Annotated in this window: 19 protein-coding genes; 6 read left to right on the forward strand and 13 right to left on the reverse strand. The window is 69.8% G+C overall.

Translation table 11 applies throughout. The features are described 5' to 3' along the window. Positions 1–84: 84 nt before the first annotated feature. Together secA and ACLQ2O_RS39365 are read right to left on the reverse strand one after the other, a co-directional pair. Entirely contained in the window at positions 85–3,027 is a 2,943-nt protein-coding gene (gene secA / locus ACLQ2O_RS39360) for a preprotein translocase subunit SecA (RefSeq protein ID WP_425842591.1), read from the reverse strand. A 200-nt stretch (positions 3,028–3,227) separates the two neighbouring features. Next, entirely contained in the window at positions 3,228–4,439 is a 1,212-nt protein-coding gene (locus ACLQ2O_RS39365; protein WP_425842592.1) for a winged helix-turn-helix domain-containing protein, read from the reverse strand. 260 nt (positions 4,440–4,699) lie between these two features. Between ACLQ2O_RS39365 and ACLQ2O_RS39370 the strand changes: the two genes are divergently transcribed. Further along, the gene (locus ACLQ2O_RS39370) at positions 4,700–5,503 is read left to right on the forward strand and encodes a S1 family peptidase (RefSeq protein WP_425842593.1); all 804 of its coding nucleotides are present in this window, start codon (positions 4,700–4,702) and stop codon (positions 5,501–5,503) included. A gap of 65 nt (positions 5,504–5,568) precedes the next feature. Here the strand turns inward: ACLQ2O_RS39370 and hpf are convergent, their stop codons facing one another. The 6 genes from hpf to mtrA all read right to left on the reverse strand — a co-directional run bounded on the left by hpf (position 5,569) and on the right by mtrA (position 12,581). Beyond that, positions 5,569–6,192 (reverse strand): ribosome hibernation-promoting factor, HPF/YfiA family, encoded by a 624-nt coding sequence (hpf, locus tag ACLQ2O_RS39375; protein WP_425842608.1) that lies wholly within the window; start codon positions 6,190–6,192, stop codon positions 5,569–5,571. Positions 6,193–6,408: 216 nt separating this feature from the next. Beyond that, positions 6,409–6,912, reverse strand: coding sequence for a ComF family protein (locus tag ACLQ2O_RS39380; protein ID WP_425842594.1), 504 nt, complete (start codon positions 6,910–6,912; stop codon positions 6,409–6,411). A gap of 265 nt (positions 6,913–7,177) precedes the next feature. Continuing rightward, on the reverse strand, positions 7,178–8,107 hold the full coding sequence (locus ACLQ2O_RS39385) for an AEC family transporter (RefSeq protein ID WP_425842595.1): 930 nt from the start codon (positions 8,105–8,107) through the stop codon (positions 7,178–7,180). Between the two features lie 282 nt (positions 8,108–8,389). Next, complete coding sequence (locus tag ACLQ2O_RS39390; RefSeq protein ID WP_425842596.1) at positions 8,390–10,177, reverse strand: LpqB family beta-propeller domain-containing protein; 1,788 nt, start codon at positions 10,175–10,177, stop codon at positions 8,390–8,392. After that, positions 10,174–11,811 (reverse strand): MtrAB system histidine kinase MtrB, encoded by a 1,638-nt coding sequence (mtrB, locus tag ACLQ2O_RS39395; RefSeq protein ID WP_425842597.1) that lies wholly within the window; start codon positions 11,809–11,811, stop codon positions 10,174–10,176. Before mtrB ends, ACLQ2O_RS39390 begins: the two co-directional genes overlap by 4 nt. A gap of 92 nt (positions 11,812–11,903) precedes the next feature. After that, on the reverse strand, positions 11,904–12,581 hold the full coding sequence (gene mtrA / locus ACLQ2O_RS39400; RefSeq protein WP_077013824.1) for an MtrAB system response regulator MtrA: 678 nt from the start codon (positions 12,579–12,581) through the stop codon (positions 11,904–11,906). Between the two features lie 263 nt (positions 12,582–12,844). Between mtrA and ACLQ2O_RS39405 the strand changes: the two genes are divergently transcribed. From ACLQ2O_RS39405 to ACLQ2O_RS39425, 5 genes are read left to right on the forward strand one after another with little or no spacing between them, the layout of a single operon-like run. Next, complete coding sequence (locus ACLQ2O_RS39405) at positions 12,845–13,876, forward strand: hypothetical protein (RefSeq protein WP_425842598.1); 1,032 nt, start codon at positions 12,845–12,847, stop codon at positions 13,874–13,876. After that, on the forward strand, positions 13,864–14,511 hold the full coding sequence (locus ACLQ2O_RS39410) for a DUF4129 domain-containing protein (protein ID WP_425842599.1): 648 nt from the start codon (positions 13,864–13,866) through the stop codon (positions 14,509–14,511). The genes ACLQ2O_RS39405 and ACLQ2O_RS39410 overlap by 13 nt, the downstream gene beginning before the upstream one ends. After that, positions 14,508–15,665: a DUF4350 domain-containing protein gene (locus tag ACLQ2O_RS39415; RefSeq protein WP_425842600.1), complete on the forward strand. Its 1,158-nt coding sequence runs from the start codon at positions 14,508–14,510 to the stop codon at positions 15,663–15,665. Before ACLQ2O_RS39410 ends, ACLQ2O_RS39415 begins: the two co-directional genes overlap by 4 nt. Then, complete coding sequence (locus ACLQ2O_RS39420) at positions 15,646–16,623, forward strand: AAA family ATPase (protein WP_425842601.1); 978 nt, start codon at positions 15,646–15,648, stop codon at positions 16,621–16,623. The genes ACLQ2O_RS39415 and ACLQ2O_RS39420 overlap by 20 nt, the downstream gene beginning before the upstream one ends. Further along, complete coding sequence (locus ACLQ2O_RS39425; RefSeq protein ID WP_425842602.1) at positions 16,623–17,915, forward strand: DUF58 domain-containing protein; 1,293 nt, start codon at positions 16,623–16,625, stop codon at positions 17,913–17,915. Before ACLQ2O_RS39420 ends, ACLQ2O_RS39425 begins: the two co-directional genes overlap by 1 nt. Here ACLQ2O_RS39425 and ACLQ2O_RS39430 read toward each other — a convergent pair. The 5 genes from ACLQ2O_RS39430 to ACLQ2O_RS39450 are packed head-to-tail and all read right to left on the reverse strand — an operon-like array spanning position 17,912 to position 22,212. After that, positions 17,912–18,448, reverse strand: coding sequence for an MOSC domain-containing protein (locus ACLQ2O_RS39430; RefSeq protein ID WP_425842603.1), 537 nt, complete (start codon positions 18,446–18,448; stop codon positions 17,912–17,914). The genes ACLQ2O_RS39425 and ACLQ2O_RS39430 overlap by 4 nt on opposite strands. Then, positions 18,445–19,368 (reverse strand): ABC transporter ATP-binding protein, encoded by a 924-nt coding sequence (locus tag ACLQ2O_RS39435; RefSeq protein ID WP_425842604.1) that lies wholly within the window; start codon positions 19,366–19,368, stop codon positions 18,445–18,447. The genes ACLQ2O_RS39430 and ACLQ2O_RS39435 overlap by 4 nt, the downstream gene beginning before the upstream one ends. Then, positions 19,368–20,321 (reverse strand): ABC transporter ATP-binding protein, encoded by a 954-nt coding sequence (locus ACLQ2O_RS39440; protein ID WP_425842605.1) that lies wholly within the window; start codon positions 20,319–20,321, stop codon positions 19,368–19,370. The genes ACLQ2O_RS39435 and ACLQ2O_RS39440 overlap by 1 nt, the downstream gene beginning before the upstream one ends. Then, positions 20,318–21,196 carry an ABC transporter permease gene (locus tag ACLQ2O_RS39445; RefSeq protein ID WP_425842606.1) on the reverse strand — a complete coding sequence of 293 codons (879 nt, stop codon included), beginning with the start codon at positions 21,194–21,196 and terminating at the stop codon, positions 20,318–20,320. The genes ACLQ2O_RS39440 and ACLQ2O_RS39445 overlap by 4 nt, the downstream gene beginning before the upstream one ends. Further along, positions 21,193–22,212 carry an ABC transporter permease gene (locus ACLQ2O_RS39450; RefSeq protein ID WP_425842607.1) on the reverse strand — a complete coding sequence of 340 codons (1,020 nt, stop codon included), beginning with the start codon at positions 22,210–22,212 and terminating at the stop codon, positions 21,193–21,195. The genes ACLQ2O_RS39445 and ACLQ2O_RS39450 overlap by 4 nt, the downstream gene beginning before the upstream one ends. Positions 22,213–22,316: the final 104 nt, after the last annotated feature.

Genomic DNA, 22,316 nt, shown 5'->3' on the forward strand with positions numbered 1-22,316 from the left:
TACTTCGCCCGTACCAGGTCACTCGTTGCCCTTGAACATGACGAAGGCCGCCCCCACCTGCTGGGAGCGGCCTTCGTCCTGTGGCTACTTGTAGACGTCCGCCTGCGGGTCGCCGTGGCAGCGCTTGTACTTCTTGCCGGAACCGCACGGGCAGGAGACGTTGCGCGGGGTGCCCGGGTACAGCAGGCCGCTCGCGTCGGCGCCGTCCTCGGTGCGGACCGCGATCTCCTCGTCACCGTCGATCGTCGGCGCGGAGTACGACAGCCGCTGCGGCGGGCGGTTCTCCTTGCCGAGGCCCTTGGCGAGCAGCTTCGGCCGGTCGGTCAGGCGTGGGCCGTCCTGCGGGCGGTCGGCGTCGCGGCCGGGGAACTCCGCGACCGGGGCGCCCGGGGTGAGGATGTCCTCGGCCTCCTCGACGACCTCCGCCGCCGCGGCCTGCTGGGCGCGCATCGCCTCGACGTCGACCTCGACGTTGAAGATGAACGCGACCGACTCCTCCTTGATGGACTCCATCATGGCGGCGAACATGTCGTAGCCCTCGCGCTGGTACTCGACCAGCGGGTCGCGCTGCGCCATCGCGCGCAGGCCGATGCCCTCCCGCAAGTAGTCCATCTCGTACAGGTGCTCACGCCACTTGCGGTCCAGCACGTTCAGTACGACACCGCGCTCGAGCTCGCGCATCGGCTCGGTGCCGAGCAGCTCCTCGCGCCGTGCGTAGGCCTCGCGCGCGTCGGCGACGAACTTCTCCACCATGAAGTCCTGGGTCAGGCCGGAGCGCTCGCCGCCGGCCTCCTCGATCAGGTCCTCTTCGGTGACCGTCGTCTGGTACAGCGTCTTCAGCGCGGTGAACAGCGGGTCCAGGTCCCAGTCCTCGGCGAAGCCGTCCGCGGTCGCGCCCATGACGTAGCCGGTGACGGTCTCGTCGAGCATGTCGAGCACCTGATCCTGCAGGTCGGCGCCCTCGAGCACGCGGCGGCGCTCGTCGTACACGACGTGGCGCTGACGGTTCATCACGTCGTCGTACTTGAGGATGTTCTTCCGGGTCTCGAAGTTCTGCGCCTCGACCTGGGACTGTGCCGACGCGATCGCCTTGGTGACGACCTTGTTCTCCAGCGGCACGGTGTCGTCGTCGTTGCGCGACATCGCCCAGTCGACCATCTCGCGCTTGAACAGGCGCATCAGGTCGTCCTCGAGCGACAGGTAGAAGCGCGACTCGCCCGGGTCACCCTGACGGCCGGAACGACCGCGCAGCTGGTTGTCGATCCGGCGCGACTCGTGCCGCTCGGTGCCGAGCACGTACAGACCGCCGGCCTCGCGGACCTCGACCTGCTCGTCCTTGACCTGCTGCTCGAACTTCTCCAGGACCTTCGGGTACTCCGCCTCGTACTCCTCCGGCGTCTCCACCGGGTCGAGGCCGCGCGCGCGCAGGTCCTTGTCGGCCAGGAACTCCGGGTTGCCGCCGAGGATGATGTCGGTCCCACGGCCGGCCATGTTGGTGGCCACCGTGACCGCGCCCTTGCGACCGGCCTCGGCCACGATCGCGGCCTCCCGCGCGTGCTGCTTCGCGTTCAGCACCTCGTGCGGGACGTTCTCCTTGCGCAGGTGCGCGGACAGCCGCTCGGACTTCTCCACGCTGGTGGTGCCGACCAGGATCGGCTGACCGGTCTTGTACTTGTCGACGATGTCCTTGACGACCGCGTCGAACTTGGCGTCCTCGGTGCGGTAGATCAGGTCGCGCTGGTCGGCGCGGACCATCGGCTTGTTGGTCGGGATCGGCACGACGCCCAGGCCGTAGATCTTGCTGAACTCCGCGGCCTCGGTCATCGCCGTACCGGTCATGCCGGCCAGCTTGCCGTACTGACGGAAGTAGTTCTGCAGCGTGATCGTCGCGAGGGTCTGGTACTCCTCCTTGATCTCGACCTTCTCCTTGGCCTCGATCGCCTGGTGCAGACCCTCGTTGTAGCGGCGGCCGTGCAGCGTCCGGCCGGTGTGCTCGTCGACGATCAGCACCTCGCCGTCGACGACCACGTAGTCCTTGTCCTTGCGGAACAGGTCCTTGGCCTTCAGCGCGTTGTTCAGGTAGCTGATCAGGGGGGTGTTGGCCGACTCGTACAGGTTGTCGATGCCGAGCCGGTCCTCGACCTTCTCGATCCCGCGCTCGAGGATGGCGACGGTGCGCTTCTTCTCGTCGACCTCGTAGTCGGCGACCTTGCGCTTCTTCTCGTCGATCTCGAGGTCGGTGACGCCGCGCCGCTCGTTCTTCAGCTTCTGGTCGTCGGCGTTGGTCCAGGCCTGCAGGGTGGAGGCGATCTGGGCCATCTCGACGTACCAGCGCTGGGAGTCCTCGGCCGGGCCGGAGATGATCAGCGGCGTCCGGGCCTCGTCGACCAGGATCGAGTCGACCTCGTCGACGATCGCGTAGTTGTAGCCACGCTGCACGCAGTCGGCGATGTCGTTGGCCATGTTGTCGCGCAGGTAGTCGAAGCCGAACTCGTTGTTCGTGCCGTAGGTGATGTCCTTGGCGTAGGCGATCCGGCGCTCGGCCGGGGTCATCTCCGGCAGGATCACGCCGTAGTCGAGACCGAGGAAGTGGTACACCCGGCCCATCCACTCGGCCTGGAACTTGGCCAGGTAGTCGTTCACCGTGACCACGTGCACGCCCTTGCCGGACAGCGCGTTCAGGTACGTCGGCAGCGTGCCGACCAGGGTCTTGCCCTCACCGGTCTTCATCTCGGCGATGTTGCCCAGGTGCAGCGCCGCGCCACCCATGATCTGGACGTCGTAGTGGCGCTGGTGCAGGGTCCGCTTGGCCGCCTCCCGGACGACCGCGAACGCCTCCGGCAGCAGCGCGTCGAGCGACTCGCCGTTGTCCACCCGCTCCTTGAACTCGGCCGTCTGGGCCCGCAGCTCCTCGTCGGACATCGCGACGAAATCGTCCTCGATGGAGTTGACCACCTTCGCGATCCGCTGGAGCTGACGCAGCGTCTTGCCCTCGCCGATGCGCAGGACCTTGTCGACAACCTTCATGGTGGGCAGTTCTCTCCTTGCTGCTGAAGCCTGGTTGCGGCGGACTTGCCGGCGTCGTACCCACACTGGGCACGGCACGGTCCACCCGCCGGGCGGCGTGCGTCACCTATCGTACGGGGCCGGGTGAGCCAAGCCACGTCGGCTGCGTTTCCTGACTCACGCGCGGCGGCGCCGAAAAGTTCCTTCGGGGTTCCGGGCCGTCACTGTCCGCGCAGGGCGTGACTGAGCGCAGGCGCCAGATCGCCGGGGCCGGCCACCCGGACGTGGTCGAGCCCGAGCCAGCCGGCCAGCTGGACCAGCTCGGCCGCCAGCTCCTCCGGAGTCTCCGCGGGCGCGCCGTCCTCCGCGTGCGCGGACTGCACCAGCAGTACGCCGGCCGTCCGGTCCGCCTTCAGGTCGACCCGGGCCACCAGCCGGTCGCCGAGCAGGAACGGGAGCACGTAGTACCCGTAGACCCGCTTCTCGGCCGGCACGTAGATCTCGATCCGGTACCGGAAGTCGAACAGCATCTCGGTCCGGGTCCGCTCGTAGACCAGCGAGTCGAACGGGCTGACCAGGGCGCGCGTGTTCACCCGGCGCGGCAGCCGGGCGTCGCGGTGCAGGTACGCCGGGCGCTTCCAGCCCTCGATGCCGACCGGCAGCAGCTCACCCTCCTCGACCAACTCCTGGATCGCCTGGGTGGTCGGCGCCGGCGCGGTCCGGAAGTAGTCCTTCAGGCACTGGGCGGTCCCCACCCCGTGAGCCTTCGCGGCGATCCGGATCAGCTCGCGGTGCGCCTCCTCCGGCGTCGGGACCGGCGTCGCCAGCACGGCCGCGGGCAGGACGCGCTCCGGTACGTCGTACATCCGCTCGAACTGCTGGTTGCGTTTGGCGACGGTGATCTCGCCGGCGAAGAAGAGGAACTCCAGCGCGCGCTTCACGTCCGACCAGTTCCAGCCCCAGTTGTCCTTCTGGCGCTCCACGTCGTCGTCGATCTCGCGGGCGGTCAGCGGGCCCTGGGCGGTGACGTCGGCGAGCACCTGCTTGACCAGGTCGGGCCGCTCGGCCGCGATCGAGCGCGGGCCGCCCCACGCCTCGGTGGTCGCCCGGGCCATCCGCCAGCGCATCAGCGGGTGGGTCTCGACCGGGATCAGCGAGGCCTCGTGCGCCCAGTACTCCACCAGGCGGCGCGGGGCCTTGCCGGCGGCGCGGTCGAGCAGGTCGCGCGGGTACGGCCCCAGGCGGGAGTAGAGAGGTAGGTACTGCGCGCGGCTGAGCACGTTGACCGAGTCGATCTGGAGCAGCCCGATCCTCCCGAGCACCCGGCTGAGCGCCCGCATGTCGGGCACGCCCTTGGGCCGTGGGTCGGCAAACCCCTGGGCGGCCAGTCCAACCCGCCGAGCCTGAGCCTGAGACAGCACCTGAGTCGTCACCCCCAGCATTCTGCCGGGCCCCACCGACAAGCCACCCCCGAAGCCCAACAAGTACCAGCCCCCCAAGCCCCTCCGCCTTCTCCCCCATCCCGTCCCTACACCTTCTTTCCTTCCCTGTCCTTCCCTTGACCCATTCCCCCGTTCAGGTCATAACTCTTGAGTTACCGAAGGTGAGAGGTGCGCTACCCACCGTGGCAGTGGACGCTGCTAGGTAGGCCGCGACGCCCGCGCGGCCTCATACACCTGTGGAGCGTGAGGCAATGACAGGAAGAATCCAGCTGGTTCGAGCGACCTTGGCGGCCGTCGCACTGACCGGCGCGTCGCTCGGCGTCGTGTCCACCGCGTCGGCGACCCCGGCGCCGGAGCCGCCGCACACCCGGATCGTCGGTGGCGAGATCGCCCACACCGCCGACACCCCCTGGGCGCTGGCGCTGAACAACAGCGGATCCCCGGTCCCCAGCGGCCAGTACTGCGGCGCCACGCTGGTCGCGGCCAACAAGATCGTCACCGCCGCGCACTGCGCGACGGAGGCCGCGAGCACGTACACAGCCGTCCAGGGCCGCGACGTGCTCTCGGGGTCCAGTGGTCAGACCTCGAAGATCACCGACATCTGGGCGGACCCGGCGTACGGGTCGCAGCCCGGTCACGACGTCGCGGTGATGACCCTGGAGACGCCGTTCACCGGCGTACCGACGCTGCCGCTGGAGACCGACACCGCCGCCGACACGGCCGGCGCTGAGTCGGTCGTCTACGGCTTCGGCAGCACCGAGGGCACCGGCCCGGACGACACCTTCCAGAAGGTGACCGTCCCGGTGCTCGGTGACTCCTACTGCGCCGACGTGTACGCCAGCCAGGGCTACACCGGCGACGGCGAGATCTGCGCCGGCTACGAGGACGGCGGCAAGGACTCCTGCCAGGGCGACTCCGGTGGCCCGCTGGTCCTGAACGGCCGCCTGTTCGGGGTCGTGTCGTGGGGCATCGGCTGCGCCGACGCCGGCAACCCGGGCGTGTACGCCGAGGTCGCGACGTACTCCGCCGAGCTGCAGGCGCAGATCGGCAGCTAGCACCTTTAGGCAGTAAGAGGGGCCCGGGCTTTTTCAGCCCGGGCCCGTCTTGTGTGCTCGTTGGGTCAGACGGCCAGGCGGATCACGCCGTAGTCGTAGCCCCGGCGACGGTAGACGACGCTCGGCTGGTTCTCCTCGGCGTCGACGAACAGGTAGAAGTCGTGGCCGACCAGCTCCAGCTCGTAGAGCGCCTGGTCCAGCGACATCGGCTTGGCGGTGTGGGTCTTCTCGCGCATCACCAGCGGGCCGTCTCCGGTCACCGTCAGCGATCCGAACTTCTGGGTCGGCACCTCGTCGTCGGCGGTCTCCTCGACCACGACGTCGGCGCCGTTGAACGTCTGCTTGGCGTTGACGTGCCGCAGCCCCTCGGGCGCGTGCTCGCCGCGGTGCACCCGGCGACGGTCGGCGGCCTTGCGGACCTGCGCCCGCAGCCGGTCCAGGCTGACGTCGAACGCCGCCTGCTTGGTCTCACCGCACGCCTCGGCCCGGACCACCGGACCCTTGGTGTACATCGTGAGCTCGACCCTCATCGCGCGATCGTGCTGTCGCGGGTTCTTCTCCTGACTGACTTCCACTTCACAGCGCAGCACCCGGTGATCGACCTTCTCGATCCTGGCGAGCTTTTCCTCGACGTACTGCCGGAAGCGGTCACTGACCTCGCAGTGATGACCCTTGACAACGACGTCCACGGAAACCTCCATCGCTCGGCGACTTCTTTTACGTCCCGGAACCTCCGTAGCCATCCTGGCGGGGCCCGAAACGCGAACACCCGCTGTCAAGCCGGTCGGACTCCGTGGCCAGGATTCCGGCTGATCCGGTCCTGCACCACTTCACTGCCCGACAAGCCCTAGCGGGTGTCATAGGCCAACGCTAGTCGGCTTCGGCGAAAACCGGTAGGGAAGTTCTCATGAACCGGGCGTCGCGTAACGCCGGGTCGCGGCCAGCACGGCGGATCCGAGCACCGCGACTCCCGTTGTTTCCAAGGCGACGGCCGCCTGCGTGAGCGTGGAACCGGTCGTCAGCACGTCGTCCACCAGCAGGACAGGTTGATCTGTCAGCGTTTCAGCCCAGCGCGAACGCACCCCGAACACGCCGTCCACGTTGGCGATCCGCTCCCGCGCCGAGAGGCCGGCCTGGTCCTGCGGGCGGCGCAGAAGTCTGAGGGCGTCTGCCAGACGGACGTCGTACCCGCTTTCGCGGAGGTGGCGGACGGCAACTATCGCGATCCGCCGCAGGGGTTCGTGCCCGCGGGCCCGGACGGTCGCCGGCGCCGACGGGATCGGACAGATCCAGGCCGCGCGACCGGGCTCGATCGCTGCGGCTATTGAGATTGCGAGGGCCTTGCCGAGCGGCCGGGCCAAGGTGTACCGGGCGCGCTCCTTGTGCTCGATGATCAGACGGCGCGGCATTCCGTCGTACGGCGAACAGGCGGTCGCACGCGGAAACCCCGCCGGCTCGGGCGTCGGGACTGCGGTAAACGGAGTCAACGCCGCCAGATCGGCTCGGCACCCCACGCAGAGACTGACACCCGGGCGCTCACACCCGGCGCAGGTGCCACCGAGGACAAGATCCACCCACGCGTCCCGAAGCCCCACCAGGAAACCCTGCGCTCTAGCGGGGCGGGGCTGCAAAACGGGGTTGTGGACAACTCAGCCGGGCAGCGCCCGGCCGGGCTTAGGCGAGGAGGCCGGTGATCAGGGTCATCGTGGGGATGGAGAGCAGCGTGGTGAGCAGGACCGTGCTTCGGGCGAGCTGCTGGCCGGTGCGGTAGTGCACGGCGTACACGTAGACGTTCTGGGCGGTTGGGAGCGCTGCCAGCAGGGTCGGGGCCAGCAGGGCGTGTCCCTCGAGGCCGAGGACCCAGCGGCCCACGGCGTACGCGATAGCGGGTTGGAGGACGATCTTGAGCGAGACGGCCAGGGTCAGGTCCGGACCAGGGCCGAGGCGGGTGCTGCTGGTCCGGCCGCTCAGGCTGAGCCCGTACGCGATCAGCGCGACCGGGACCCCCGCCGCACCGACCAGCTCGATCGGGCGCATCAGCAGCGTCGGCGGGTCGAAGCCGACGGCAGCGACCAGCAGGCCCAGCAGCGACGCGACCGTCAGCGGGTTGCGCAGCGGACGGGTCAGGACGGTCCGCAGTGACACCCGCCGGCCGGAGCCCTGCCGGTAGCCGTCCAGTACGGCGAACGCGACCGGCGCCATCACCAGCAGCTGGAACAGCACGATCGGCGCGACCAGGGCGCCGTCACCGAGAACATAGACGGCGACCGGGATGCCCAGGTTGCCCGCGTTCACGTACGACGCGGCGAGCGCGCTGATCGTCGCCTGCGCCCGGTCGCGGTGCCAGACCAGTCCGGAGACGGTCAGCGACAGCACCACGATGATCAGGACGCAGGACAGGCTGGTGAGCAGCACCGGCGAGAAGATCACGTTCAGGTCCGCACGGGAGATCGTGGCGAACATCAGCGCGGGCGTGGCCACGAAGAAGGCCAGCCGGGACAGCACCAGCTCGTCCTCGCTGCGGAGAACGCCGGCCCGACCGACGACGTACCCGAGAACGGCCACCGCGACGAGGGTGAAGAACGCGCTCAGAACAGAGGACACGGCGGCCGTCGGTCCTCGGAACTTGTCATTACCTACATGCTAGGGAACGTCCCGGGGATCGGTCCTCCGGAGTCCCGCATCGCGGACGACCTTCGGGACCGCACGGACGTGCGCCCTGCCACCCGACCAGGTTGAGGAACTCCACCGGCCCAGTCGCGCTGCGAACTTCCCACTACCGGTGTCCCTCCGGATCAGCGCCTGCACTACCCGACACAGAGGGGGCGGGCGGGCTCGATCAGGCTCACCACCCAACAGCATGGGGGCGCTACCGACGGGGGCAGATCAGCCCGGGTACACCGGCAGGATGTTGATGGGTTGTTCGTTTTCTTCCAGCTCCGACCAGTTGAGGTCTTTGCTTTGCCAGTGGGTGGTGCCGTCGACGTCCCGGACCACCGGGAGGGTGTCGATGTTGGGGTTCGAGGCCAGGGTTTCCGACTGGAAGGCGTTGTTGGGTGAGCCGGGGATGACGCGGGGGGCCGAGCCGTCGACGTTGACCAGCCAGGGCTGGCGGGCGCCTTGGGGAGTGGGGCGGCCGGAGACCAGGACGCCGAGCTGGTTCCAGGTCGCGTCGGTGATGTCGTACAGCGGCACCTCCAGCCGGCGGGTCTGGGTGAGCTGGAGCTTCTTCGCGTTGTCGGTGGTGATGGTGCCGGTCTCGACGGTGTTCTGGCCGTTCTTGCCGGTGATCACCAGCAGCGCCCGTACGCCGTCCGGCGCCATCCGCAGCTGGACCGGCTCGCGGCCGTCGAAGGTGGTGCGGACCTCGACGATCTTGCCGTCCTTGCTCCGCATCCGCAGCCTCGGCGCCGAGCTGTCGGCGCGGTCGACGATCCACAGGTTCTCCTGGGCGTCGAAGCTGGGTCGCAGCACCTTGCCGTCGGTCGGGATCAGGTCGACCTTGTCGCTGTCGTCGACCGCCTCGACCAACGGGCCGTAGGCAATCACGTCGTTGCCGTCGACCACGGTCTCGACGGCGCCGGCCTCGCCGGTCAGGCTCACCGCGAAGCTGGTCGCGGCGTACTTGAAGAGCAGGCTCTGGTCCAGCCGGGTGATGCCGATCGTGGTGGCGCTGTCCAGGTTGCCCCGGACGATCTTCTTGCCGACGATCCCGTACAGCTCCTTCATCTGCGGCGTCGGGACGGTCGGGTCGAACTGCGCGTAGTTGGCGAACTGGAGGGCGTCGGAGGTGTTGACCTCCAGGCCGGCACCGTCCACGGTGATCTTCACCCGGGTGCTGATCGGGCGGAGCGTCCACATGATCTGCGCCGCCAGCACGCTCCGGTCGGCGTTGGACAGACCGGCCGCCGACTTGCTCAGCTCGACGGTCGCCTCACCGAGCTCGACAGGCACCGAGACATTCACCTGCGTCCCGGGCGGGGCGGCGGTGCCGACCCCGTTGCCGAGCCGGTCGGTGGGGCCCTTCAGCAGCTCCTGGACGAGCCGGGTCGCGACCTGCCCGGGCGGCAGCTGCGGCAGGTAGATCGGGTCGGGGACGAGCATGTTGCGGTCGCGGTTGGCGAAGTACAGCGCGTACGGCTCGAGCCGCGACTCCAGCTGGTTGTTCGGCAGGAAGGTCCCGTTCGGCACGCTGGAGACCCGGAACTGCCCGTCGGCCTGCTGCACGGTGAAGGAGAAGTCGACCATCGATCCGCGCGGCGCCGACGACCAGCTGCCGCGCGCGTCGATGGTGCCGATCTTGGGTGCGCGCAGCCGGATCGTGTTGGTGCCGGGCACCTGCGTCAGCGCCTTGGTCGAGGACTGGTCGTAGACCGTGATCCCCTTCTCCGGCTCCCACTTCGCCGCCGCGGCGGGCGTCATGTACTGCCGCGCGGTGTCGTAGTTGCTGAAGTCGGACATCGCCTCGACGAACCCGCTGACCAGCGCGGCCGGCTTCGCGTTCGTCCTCGGCTGCTGCGCCTCGACGCCGACCTTGCCGCCGGAAGCGGCGGCGGCGTTCTTGCTGCCGTTGCGGACCTGTCCCTCGGTCGGCACGGACGCGCACCCACCAGCCACCAGTACGACGGCCAGCCCCGCGCTCACCAGGCCCGTACGGCGAAGTCGCGTCCTCACAGGTCCTCACCACCGGTCAGCTTCTGGTACGGCGCCCCGACGTCGACCAGCGACATCTCCGGGACCACCCGGGACGCGTCGGACGGGCGCGCGGGCAGCGGCGAGCCGGACAGCGTGACGTCCGGGCGCCGCGGCAGCGTCAGCCGGAAGTACGCGCCGTCGCCGGGCGATCCCCACGCGTCGAGCCGGCCACCGTGCAGCCGGGCGTCCTCCAGCGCGATCGACAGCCCGAGGCCTGTCCCGCCGGTGGTCCGCGCGCGAGCCGGATCGGCCCGCCAGAACCGGCTGAACACCATCTCGGCCTCCTCGGCCCGGAAGCCGATCCCATGATCCCGTACGGCGACGGCGGCAGCGTCCTCGTCGGTCGCCGTACTGATCAGGATCGGCCGGCCCTCGCTGTGCTCGATCGCGTTGCCGATCAGGTTGCGCAGGATCCGCTCGATCCGGCGCGCGTCGACCTGGGCGCGGCACGGTTCGGGCATCGCCAGCTGGACCTCGCTGCCCTTGCGTTCGAGCAGGGTCTCGTGGTTCTCCAGCACCCGGGCGACGATGTCGCGCAGGTCGACGTCCTCGAGGTCGAGCGCGGCCGCTCCGGCGTCGAACCTGCTGATCTCCAGCAGGTCGGCGAGCAGCTCCTCGAACCGGTTGAGCTCGTTCTGCAGGAGCTCGACCGAGCGACGGGTGATCGGGTCGAACTCGTCGCGCGTCTCGTGCAGCAGGTCGGCGGCCATCCGCACGGTCGTCAGCGGGGTCCGCAGCTCGTGCGACACGTCGGAGACGAACCGGCGCTGCAGCCGGGACAACTCCTCGAGCCGGCGGATCTGCTGCTGCAGGTTGCTGGCCATCTTGTTGAACGACACGGCCAGCCGGGCCAGGTCGTCGGTGCCGCGGACCTGCATCCGCTCCTCGAGCTTGCCGGCCGCGAGCCGCTCGGCGATCCGCCGGGCCATCCGCACCGGGGTCACCACCTGGCGGGTGACCAGCCAGGCCACCGCACCGAGCAGGACGACCAGGAGCAGCCCGGCGGTGAGCAGAGCCCGCTGTACGACGTCCAGCGTCTCCTGCTGGGCCGTGAGCGGGAACAGGAAGTACACCTCGTACCGCTCGCCGGTGGAGTCCACCCGGACCTGCGACCCGATCGCCAGCCCCGGCGCGCTCGGCCGGCCCTCGTAGTTGATCAGCGTGTAGGTGTCCCACAGGGAGGCGCCGTCGCTCCCGACCGAGGACTGCAGCTCCTGCGGCACCGAGGTGCTGACCACGCCACCGGTCTGCTGGATCAGCACCGAGCCGGAGTTGTCGGTCGGCATCAGCACCACGTCGTACAGGCCCGCACGGTTGGAGTTCTGGACGAGCTCGCTCAGCTTCTGCGTGATCGTGGCCGGGTCGGCGGCGTTGATCGAGCTGGACAACGCGTTCAGCTGCGCGGCGGCCTCGGCCAGGGCACTGCTGCGCCGCGACTCCAGGACGCCGTCGGTGACCTGGCTCATCATCACCCAGCCGACCAGGATCAGTACGACGGTCGACATCAGCAGCGTGCCGGTGACGATCCGGGCCTGGATCGAGCGGCGCCAGATGTCGGGCCAGCGGGTCGGGTGCGTACGCCAGAACGGCGGCTGGACGGCGTGCCAGTCCAACCCAGCGGCCGTGAGCTCGATCTCCGTCCCGCGGGGCTCCGGTGCGGACTCCGCCTTCTCCGCCTGCGACGTGTCGTCGCGGCCGTACTCGATCAGTCCGCACCCGCCTTGTAGCCGACGCCGCGGACCGTCACCACGATCTCCGGGTGCTCGGGGTCCTTCTCGATCTTGGAGCGCAGCCGCTGGACGTGCACGTTGACCAGCCGGGTGTCGGCGGCGTGCCGGTACCCCCAGACCTGCTCGAGCAGGACCTCACGGGTGAACACCTGCCAGGGCTTGGAGGCCAGGCAGACCAGCAGGTCGAACTCCAGCGGGGTCAGCTGGATCGTCTCGCCGCTGCGCTTCACCGAGTGCCCGGCGACGTCGATGGTCAGGTCGCCGATCGTCAGCGACTCCGGGCCGGGCTCGTCCATCCGGCGCAGCCGGGCCCGGATCCGGGCCACCAGCTCCTTGGGCTTGAACGGCTTCACCACGTAGTCGTCGGCGCCGGACTCCAGGCCCAGGACGACGTCCACGGTGTCGCTCTTCGCGGTCAGCATCACGATCGGTACGCCGGACTCGGCGCGGATCGCACGGCAGACGTCGATCCCGTCCATCCCGGGCAGCATCAGGTCGAGCAGCAGCAGGTCCGGCTTGAACTCACGGAACGCCGGTACCGCTTTGTCACCGGTCGCACACAGATAGGTGTCGTAGCCTTCGTTGCGCAGCACGATGCTGAGCATCTCCGACAACGCCGTGTCGTCGTCGACGATGAGAACTCGTCCTCGCATCGTCCGGTTGCCTTCTGCCACGCCGTGCTCCCTGCTCTGCCGTCTGCCTGCTTGCGCTTGCCGTCTGCCGGTCCGGATCGTCGAATCAGGTGGTACGACCCGCGGCCGCACTACGGATAGTGTCCCATTCCCCAGGTAGTGCACACGCCGGATCGCCGTGCGAGCCGCCGCCAATGCCGGTCCGTGGACCGCCCGGGGGGTGATCATGGTGCAAGTCGTGCCCGGGGGACAACCCGGGGCGGGGACACGAGGGGAGGCACGGCGTGCGCGACGACCTCGGCGTACGGGAGGACGGCGGCGAGCCGCTGCGGCCCTGGCTGCCGGCCGACCTGCTCGACAACGCCGCCCGGACGATCTCGGAGAACAAGGCGATCATGCTGGGCCTGCCCGTGCTGGCGGGGATCGCGCTGGCCGCCGTACAGGCCGGTCTGACGCAGCTGACGGTGCCGGGCGGGATCGGGGCGCTGTTCGGTGAGGACGACCCGTTGGAGCAGGCCGGTGCCGCTCTGCTGCTGATGTACGGCGTGCAACTGGTGCTGTTCGCGGTGGTGTCGAGCATGCTCGCCGGGATCATCGCGCTGGCCGCGGTGCGCAGTCAGCTGGGCCGGCGGCTCGGACCGCGCGAGTTGCTGCGGCTGGTCCGTCCGGCACTGCCCGCACTGGCCGCGGTGGGGCTGCTGCAGTCGCTGTCGTTCGTCGTCCTGCTGGCGGGCTGGGGACTGAGCGTCTTCGGAATCGGCCTCGGTGCGGACGCCGCGATCTCGTCGGACGCGGCCGGGCTGATCTCGGTGGTGCTGATCCTGGTCGGCGCCGTGCTGGTGATCATCTTCGGCATCCGTCTGGTGCTGGCCGGGACGGTGGTGCTGATGGAGGGCAAGCACGCACCGGACGTCGGCCTCTACGTCCCTGCCCGGGTTGGTGTCTTCGGTGCGCTCAAGCGTTCGTGGTACCTGGTCAAGGGCAGGTTCTGGCGGGTCTTCGGTGTGCTGCTGTTCGGCGGTGTGGTGGTCAACATCGTCAGCTACGCCCTGCAGTTCGGTGTGACCACGCTGGTCCTCACGCTGGGCAGCTGGGTCGACAGCAGCGGCGGTGACGCCGCGCTGGTCGTCGGCATCGCGGTCGCCGCCGCGGCGGGTGTCGCCACCGTGGCCACCCTGATCGCCAGCCTGGCCTTCATGTCCGCCGTACAGGCCTTGATCTACCTGGATCTCCGAGTACGCCGTGAGGGCCTGGACCTGTGGATGCGGCCCTCCCTGCGACCGACCGTGCCCGGACCGACGGAGTGGCAACGTTGATTCCTTTCGAACCCCCGGTGGACATCAGCCGGGACGACGCCGCGGCCGAAGCCGCCCGGGAGCTGTCCAAGCCGGTCTACGGCCAGGCCGGTGACTCCTTGGTCAGCAGGGCGGTCCAGAAGGTGTTCGAGTGGATCGCCGACCTGCTGGACGGTGTGGTCAGTCCGAGCGCCGACGGCCGTACGGGACTGATCCTGCTGTTCGGGCTGATCGCCCTGATCGTTGTTGTCGTGCTGTGGAGAGCTGGTGTGCTGCGGACCTCCGGCGGTAAGACCAGCCAGGCAGTGTTCGACACCGAGCGCCCTCGCAGTGCTGCGCAGTACCGCTCGCAGGCCGAGCAGGAGGCCGCTGCGGGCGACTACACCGCCGCAGTACGCAGCAGGTTCCGCGCCTGTGTGGCTGAGCTGACAGAGCGCACTGTGCTGGACGAGCGTGCCGGCCGGACGGCGTACGAGGCTGTTGCTGACGCGGGCCGGGCGGTCCCGGCACTGCGCGACCCGCTGCGGCCTGCCGCGGATGTCTTCACCGAAGTTGTCTACGGCAACCGCCCCGGTACGCCGGAGCGCTACGCCGCGGTCGTTGCCGCGGACGAGGCGGCTCGCCGCGTCTCCACGAGGGCGCTGGTGCAGGGATGAGCACACCGGTCGGGCGGAGCGTCGGCGAGGGCTGGCGGGCTCTGCGGGTGCCCCTGCTCGTCACTGGCGCGATCGTGCTCGGTGTGGTCATCCTGATGGTCGCGACGGCCGCGCGGACCTCGGGTCCCTTCAGCCCCGACTCGTCCGAGGCCAGTGGCGCCAAGGCTCTGGCAACGTTGCTGGAGGACCACGGCGTCCAGGTGACCGGTACGGAGAACCTGGACGACGCCGTTGGTAGCGGAGCCGACCGGGCGTTGCTGATCGGGCCGTCCGGAAGCCTGAGCAGCAGCGACTGGCGCCGCATCGCGTCGTCGGGCTGGGACCACCTCATCCTGGTCCGGCCGGACCGCGAGGCCCTGGAGACTCTTGCCCCGGGCATCGAGAACGCCAGCTCCACCCTGCCGGCCGGTAGCCGGTCCCCCGACTGCGCTCTGCCTGCGGCGGTCAAGGCGGGCACAGTGACGGTGAGAGGTACGACGTACAGCGCGCCGTCGGAGGCCGAGTCCTGCTACGGCGACGGCGTCAACGCCACCGTGATCCGGATGGAGCGGGACGACCGGATCGTCGACGTGATCGGGACGCAGCAGACCTTCACCAACGCCGAGCTGGCCGAGGACGGCAACGCGGCACTGGCGCTCAACCTGCTCGGCACGCACCCCGAACTGGTCTGGTACCTGCCGCAGTACGAGTCCTCCACCTTCGACGACGCCGGTGAGGACGACGGCCCGCCGCTGATCCCGCCGGACGTCCGGTACATCGCCTGGGCACTGGCCTTCGCCCTGCTCGTCGTAGCGCTCTGGCGTGGCCGCCGGCTCGGTCCCGTCGTACCGGAGCCGCTGCCGGTCGTCGTACACGCAGCTGAGACCACTGAGGGCAGGGCGCGGCTCTACCGGCGTTCACGCGCCCGGGACCGAGCGGCCGCCGCACTGCGCGAGTCGGCGCTCGGCAAGATCTACAAGGTCCACGGCATCCCGCGCCGGGCCGAGCCGAACGCTGTGGTGAGCGCCCTGGCCGCCCGGACCGGTCTGGACCCGGCCATGCTGTACGACATCCTCTACGGCGGGCCTCCGGTCGACGACGCCGCACTGCTCTCCCTGTCCGACGCACTGCAAGTACTGACCCAGGAGGTAGCCCGTGACGTCCACGACCGCTGAGGTGAGCCCCGAGCGGGCCCGGCAGGCACTGGTCGAGCTGCGGGCGGAGATCGGCAAGGCCGTCGTCGGCCAGGACACCGCGGTGACCGCCCTGGTGCTCGCCCTGCTCTGCCGTGGCCATGTGCTCCTGGAGGGCGTGCCCGGTACGGCGAAGACGCTGATGGTGCGGGCCCTGTCGATGGCGATGCGGCTGGAGACCAAGCGGGTGCAGTTCACGCCCGACCTCATGCCCGGTGACGTCACCGGGTCGCTGGTGTACGACGCGAAGACCAGCGAGTTCGAGTTCCGCCCCGGCCCGGTGTTCACGAACATCCTGCTGGCCGACGAGATCAACCGGACGCCGCCGAAGACGCAGGCCGCGCTGCTGGAGGCGATGGAGGAACGGCAGGTCACCGTCGACGGCGAGCCGCGCAAGCTGCCGTCGCCGTTCGTCGTCGCCGCCACCCAGAACCCGATCGAGTACGAGGGCACGTACCCGTTGCCCGAAGCGCAGCTGGACCGGTTCCTGCTCAAGGTGACGCTGGACATGCCGCCGCGGGACGCGGAGATCGCCGTACTGGCTCGGCACGCGCAGGGGTTCGACCCGCGAGACCTGGCCGCGGCGGGGATCCGCCCGGTGGCCGGGCCGGAGGACCTGTTGGCCGGACAGGCTGCCGTACGACGGGTCGCCGTACGGGAGGACCTGCTGGCGTACGTGGTGGACCTGTGCCGGGCGACCAGGCAGTCGCCGTCGCTGCAGCTCGGGGTGTCGCCGCGTGGCGCCACTGCCCTGCTGGCGGTCGCTCGGGCGTGGGCGTGGTTGTCCGGACGCGACTACGTGATCCCGGACGATGTGAAGGCGATGGCGCGTCCTTGCCTGCGGCACCGGGTGCAGATCCGGCCGGAGGCCGAGCTGGAGGGCGTCACCGCGGACGCCGTACTGGAGAGCGTGCTTGCCACGGTTCCGGTACCACGCTGATGGTTGTCACTGGCCGGGCCGGGGTGCTGGCCGGCTTGGGAGTTCTCTTCGTCGCACTGGCGATGCCGAGCTGGTCCGGCGTCGGTGTGGTGGTCGCCGTCGTACTGATGGTGTGCCTGGTCGACCTGCTGCTGGCGGGGTCGCCGCGGCGGCTGCAGCTCACCCGCGACGGGGACACCGCGGTGCGGCTCGGGCAGCCGGCCACGGTGACGCTGCTGGTCGCCAACCCGGGCCGCCGGGTCAGGGGGTTGCTGCGGGACGCATGGCCGCCGTCGGCCGGCGTACAGGATCCTCCGCACAAGCTGGACCTGCCCGGTGGTGAGCGACGGCGGCTGGTCACTCATCTGGTACCGACAAGGCGTGGTGACCGGAAGGCTTACCGGGTGACCATCCGGTCGATCGGACCGCTTGGGTTCGCCGGGCGGCAGGGGTCGCACGAGGCGCCGTGGACCGTGCGGGCGCTGCCGCCGTTCAACAGCCGCAAGCACCTGCCGTCGCGGCTGGCCCGGTTGCGTGAGCTGGACGGGCGGACCGCTCTGCTCGTACGGGGTCAGGGGACCGAGTTCGACTCGCTGCGCGACTACGTGCCGGGTGACGACGTCCGCAGCATCGACTGGCGGGCCACTGCGCGGCGCAGCAACGTCGTACTGCGGACCTGGCGGCCGGAGCGGGACCGGCAGGTCGCCATCGTGATCGACTCCGGCCGGATGTCCGCAGGTCGCGTCGGCGACGCCCCACGGCTCGACCACGCGATGGACGCCGCGCTGCTGCTCGCGGCGCTGGCGACGCGGGCCGGCGACCGGGTGTCGTTGCTGGCCTGCGACTCGGCCGTACGAGCCGACGTACGGCGCCCTGCTCCGGAGGACGTGCTGCCGTCCTTCGTGAACGCCCTCGCCAACGTCGACGCCGAGCTGGTCCAGACCGACTTCCGCGTCGTCGTCTCGCAAACCCTCGAACGCCTGGGCCAACGCTCGCTCGTCGTACTCCTCACCGGCCTGGAACCCGCCGTCATCGAGGAGTCCCTCCTCCCCGTCATCGGCCCCCTCCTCCGCCGCCACGTCGTCGTACTGGCCTCTGTCGCCGACCCGCGCCTCGACGAACTCGAGTCCGCCCGCTCCGACCTGATCGAGCTGTACGGCGCCGCCTCCGCCGCCCGCTCCCGCCTCGACCGAGAACGCGTCACCGCCGTCCTCACCCGAGCCGGCGTCACCGTCGTCGACGAAAACCCCGACCAGATCGCCCCGGCCCTGGCCGACACCTACCTGTCCCTGAAGAAGGCCGGCCGGCTCTAGACCAGGTCGAGCGGTTCGTGGGGGCCGTCCGGGTAGACGACCTTCAGCTGGTCGCCCGGGCGGACGGTGCCGCCGTGGTTCACCACCGACATCACGCCGGTGAGGCGGACGACCTCGCCGGCGGCGTCCTTGTGGAGCATCGTCTTGAGCAGGCCCTTGCGGAACTTGTTGATCTGGCTGCACGGGTTGCGGAGGCCGGTCAGGGTGACGACGGCGGTGTCGCCGAGGTGGAGCTCAGTGCCGGTGGGCAGGTTGAGCAGGTCGACGCCTGAGGTGGTGACGTTCTCCCCCAGGTCGCCGGGGCCCACCTGGTAGCCGGCTGCGTCCAGTACGGCGAAGAGCTCGGACTGGATCAGGTGGACCTGGCGCACGTTGGGGGCGGCCGCGTCGACCTCGATCAGGTGGAGGTGCTGGACGGTGGCGCCCGCGTGGGCGTCACCTTCGACGCCGAGGCCCTCGATCAGCATGATCTCGGGCACCGGCGGCTTGCTGAAGTTGTGCCTGCTGTCGTGGTTGACCGACTCGACTCTCACCCGTCCAGCTTAAGGAGGTGGCACGCGGCCTGCTGCGACACAGCGGGCGGCAGGATCTCCAACGGCACCGTGCGGCACTCCGCGACGACCACCTGGCAGCGCGGGTGGAAGCGGCAGCCGGACGGGATGCGGGTCGGGTCCGGCGGTTCGCCCGTGAGGACGATCTTCTCCGGTGACTCGGGCAGGACCGAGAGCAGCGCCTTGGTGTAGGGGTGCTGAGGGTTCTGCAGGACCTCCTCGGTCGGCCCGGACTCGACGATGCGGCCGAGGTACATCACCGCGACCCGGTCGGCGATGTTCCAGGCGAGACCGAGATCGTGGGTGACGACGAGGGCGGACAGTCCCAGGTCGTCGCGGAGCTTCAGGAGCAACGCGAGGATCTCGCCACGGACGGAGGCGTCGAGGGACGCGACCGGCTCGTCGGCGATCAGGACCTGAGGGTTGAGGGCCAGGGCCCCGGCGATGACCACGCGCTGGCGCTGACCGCCGGACAGCTCGTGCGGGTAGCGCAGGAAGAAACGCTCAGGCGGCCTCAGCCCGGCTCGGGACAGCGCGTCCGCGACGACCTTCTCCTCGTCCGGCAGCCGGTGGATTCGGGGGCCTTCGGCAACGGCTTCGTACACCGTCTGCCGCGGGTTGAGCGACCCGGTCGGATCCTGCAGGACCAGCTGCACCCGCCGCCGGTACGCCTTCAACGCGCGGGTCTTGTAGCTGAGCGGGCGGCCGTCGTACACGACCTCGCCACCGGCCGGCTTCTCCAGCCCGAGCAGCGTGCGCGCGAGCGTCGTCTTGCCGCAGCCGGACTCGCCGACGAGCGCGACGATCTCGCCCGCACCGACCGCCAGGTTGACCCCGTCGACAGCCCGCGCCCGTCGCCCCCGCGCCGCGAACTCGACGGACAGGTTCCTTGCCTCCAGCATCAGCCCTCCCCCACCAGCACGCACGCCGCCGTACGACGGTCGCCCGCCGGCCGTAGCTCGATCTCGACCGTCGAGCAGGTCTCCAGCGCCACCGGGCAGCGCGGATGGAACACGCACCCCGACGGCAGTTCCGAAGGATCCGGCGGATCCCCACCGAGCCCCTTCGGCGCCAGCCGCGACGCCGGGTCGCCGATCGTCGGGAACGCCGTCGACAACGCTCGGCTGTACGGGTGCGCGAACGCACCGCCCGACGGACCGGTCTCGACCACGCGCCCGGCGTACATCACCGCGAGCCGGTCGCAGAGGTCGGCCAGGACGGACAGGTCGTGCGAGATCATCAGCAACGCGATGTCCTCCGCCGCGACCAGCTCGCGGATCAGCGTCAGCACCTGCGCCTGGACCATCACGTCCAAAGCGGTCGTCGGCTCGTCCGCGATGATCAGCCGCGGCTCGCAGGCCAAGGCCATCGCGATCATCACTCGTTGCCGTTGGCCACCACTCAGTTCGTGCGGGTAGCTCCGCGACCGCCAGGCCGGCAGCCCGACCTGCTCCAGCAGCTCGGCGACCCGGCGCCGGGCCTTCTCCGGACCGGCGAGCTTGTGCACGAGCAGCGGCTCCGCGATCTGCTCGCCGATCCGCCGTACGGGGTTGAGTCCGTGCTGCGCGCCCTGGAAGACGATCGACGCCTCGGCCCAGCGGACCGCGCGCAACTTGCCCCACGACATCGTCAGCACGTCATCACCTTCGAGCAGGATCCGGCCGCCCATCGCGGCGTCCCGCGGCAGCAGTCGCAGGATCGCCATCGCGAGCGACGACTTGCCCGATCCCGACTCCCCCACGATCCCGAGGGCCTCACCCGCGTCCACAGCCAGCGACACACCCCGTACGGCGGGCACCTCACCGCCCGCGATCTTGTACGTCACCGACACGTCGTCCAGCTCGAGCAGGCTCATCGCGCGCCTCGCAGTCTCGGATTGAGCACCGTTTCGAGCGCGCGGCCGCAGAGCGTGAACGCCATCACCACGGCCACGATGCACAGGCCCGGTACGAGGATGTACCACCACGCGCCCGACGTCGCCGCGCCCCAGTCGTACGAGCCGCGCAGCATGGTCCCCCAGGACGTCTTGTTCGCGCTGATGCCGAGGAAGGCCAGCGTGGACTCGGTGACGATCGCGCTCGCGACCTCGAGCGTCGTGCTGGCCAGCAGCAACGGCGCGACGTTCGGCAGCACGTGCCGGGTCGCGATGTGCCAGTGCCCGCCGCCGAGCGCGGTCGACCGCTCGATGTACGGCCGGGCCTCGACCGCGAGGGTCTGGGCCCGGAGCAGCCGCGCGGTCGACGGCCACGAGGTGACGCCGATCGCGACGACGATGGTCGCCGTGCTGCCGCCCAGGATCGCCGCCAGCACCAGCGCGGTCACCAGCGACGGCAGCACGAGGAACCAGTCGGTGATTCGCAGCACGATCGCGCCGATCCAGCCGCGGAAGTGCCCGGCGACGATGCCCAGCACGGTCCCGATCACCATGCTCAGCAGGGCCGCGAGGAAGCCGATCAGCAGCGACGTACGGGATCCCCACCAGATCATCAGCAGCACGGACCGGCCGGACTCGTCGGTGCCGAGCGGCGCGTCCCAGCTCGGCGGCGCCATCTTCTCGCCGGTTCCGCTGACCACGTTGGTCACGCCGGAGTCGATGAACAGCGGCGCGACCAGCGCGAGCACGACGGCGAGGACCAGGATCGCCAGGCCGACGACTCCGGTCCGGTGGTGCCGGAAGTCGTCCCAGAACCGTTGCAGGGAACGCTTTCGCCGGGTCCAGGTGACACTCATGCGGACCTCACCCTCGGGTCGAGAAGGTGGTAGACGACGTCGGCCAGGGTGTTCATCACGATCACCGACACCGTGATCAGCAGGAACGTGCCCTGCATCAACGTGAAGTCCGGCACTCGGATCGCCTCGTAGAACAGTTGCCCCAGGCCCGGCCAGCTGAAGATCGCCTCGACCGTGACGGCGCCGCCGACGACGAAGCCGATCCGCATAAAGACCAGCGTGACGGTCGGCAGCAGCGCGTTCGGTACGGCGTGCTTGCGGCGGATGTCGTCGTCCTTGAGCCCCTTGGCGCGGGCCGTGGTGACATAGTCCTGGCCGACCTCGTCGAGCACCGAGGACCGCATCACCAGCAGGTACTGCGCGTAGACGACGGCGACCATCGTCAGGCACGGCAGCACCATGTGCTTGGCCACGTCGAGGATGTAGCCGAACCCGTCCGGCGCGTCGACGCTCTCGATCCCGCGGGTCGGGAAGATGCCCGGGATCGGCCCGACGCCGGCCGCGAACACCATCAGCAGCAGGAGCCCGAGCCAGAACGTCGGCACCGACCAGAGCACCAGCGAGATCGCCGTGGAGAACTTGTCGAACCGGCTGCCCGGCTTCCAGCCCGCACGCGCGCCCTGCCAGATCCCGAGGCTGACGGCCATCACCAGCGCCGTACCGGTCAGCAGCAGCGTCGACCCGATCCGTTCCCCGATCAGGTCGAGCACCGGCCGCTTGTACTCGTACGACGTACCGAGGTCGAACTGCACGGTCTGCTTGACGAACTGGAAGAACTGCTCGGGCAACGACTTGTCCAGCCCGAGCCGGTGCCGCTCCAGGTCGAGCTGCTCCGGCGTCATGTTCCGGCCCTGCGCCAGCGCGCGCACCGGGTCACCCGGCAGCAGCCGGAACAGGAAGAACGTCGCCACGATCACCATCGAGATGCTGAGCAACGCCCCACCCGCCTTGCTCACGGCGTAGCGCAGCATCCCGTTGCGGACCGGGGTCTCCTCCAGCTCTTGGGTGACGCTCATCGTGCCCGCCCCGGCCCACGAGCACCACAAAGGTTTTGGGGCCGCCCGTTCTGGACTGAGGAGGGAGGGAGCGCAGCGACCGACCGACGAGGGAAGAACGGGCG

The sequence above is a fragment of the Kribbella sp. DT2 genome (assembly GCF_049844575.1).
Lineage (GTDB): Bacteria > Actinomycetota > Actinomycetes > Propionibacteriales > Kribbellaceae > Kribbella.

Excerpts from the sequence above, each read along its gene's own strand:
- ACLQ2O_RS39445 (WP_425842606.1), bottom strand. The coding sequence starts at position 21,196 with ATGAGTGTCACCTGGACCCGGCGAAAGCGTTCCCTGCAACGGTTCTGG.
- ACLQ2O_RS39450 (WP_425842607.1), bottom strand. The coding sequence starts at position 22,212 with ATGAGCGTCACCCAAGAGCTGGAGGAGACCCCGGTCCGCAACGGGATG.
- mtrA (WP_077013824.1), bottom strand. The coding sequence starts at position 12,581 with ATGCGAGGACGAGTTCTCATCGTCGACGACGACACGGCGTTGTCGGAG.
- ACLQ2O_RS39370 (WP_425842593.1), top strand. The coding sequence starts at position 4,700 with ATGACAGGAAGAATCCAGCTGGTTCGAGCGACCTTGGCGGCCGTCGCA.
- secA (WP_425842591.1), bottom strand. The coding sequence starts at position 3,027 with ATGAAGGTTGTCGACAAGGTCCTGCGCATCGGCGAGGGCAAGACGCTG.
- ACLQ2O_RS39415 (WP_425842600.1), top strand. The coding sequence starts at position 14,508 with ATGAGCACACCGGTCGGGCGGAGCGTCGGCGAGGGCTGGCGGGCTCTG.
- ACLQ2O_RS39435 (WP_425842604.1), bottom strand. The coding sequence starts at position 19,368 with ATGCTGGAGGCAAGGAACCTGTCCGTCGAGTTCGCGGCGCGGGGGCGA.
- ACLQ2O_RS39425 (WP_425842602.1), top strand. The coding sequence starts at position 16,623 with ATGGTTGTCACTGGCCGGGCCGGGGTGCTGGCCGGCTTGGGAGTTCTC.
- ACLQ2O_RS39440 (WP_425842605.1), bottom strand. The coding sequence starts at position 20,321 with ATGAGCCTGCTCGAGCTGGACGACGTGTCGGTGACGTACAAGATCGCG.
- ACLQ2O_RS39380 (WP_425842594.1), bottom strand. The coding sequence starts at position 6,912 with ATGCCGCGCCGTCTGATCATCGAGCACAAGGAGCGCGCCCGGTACACC.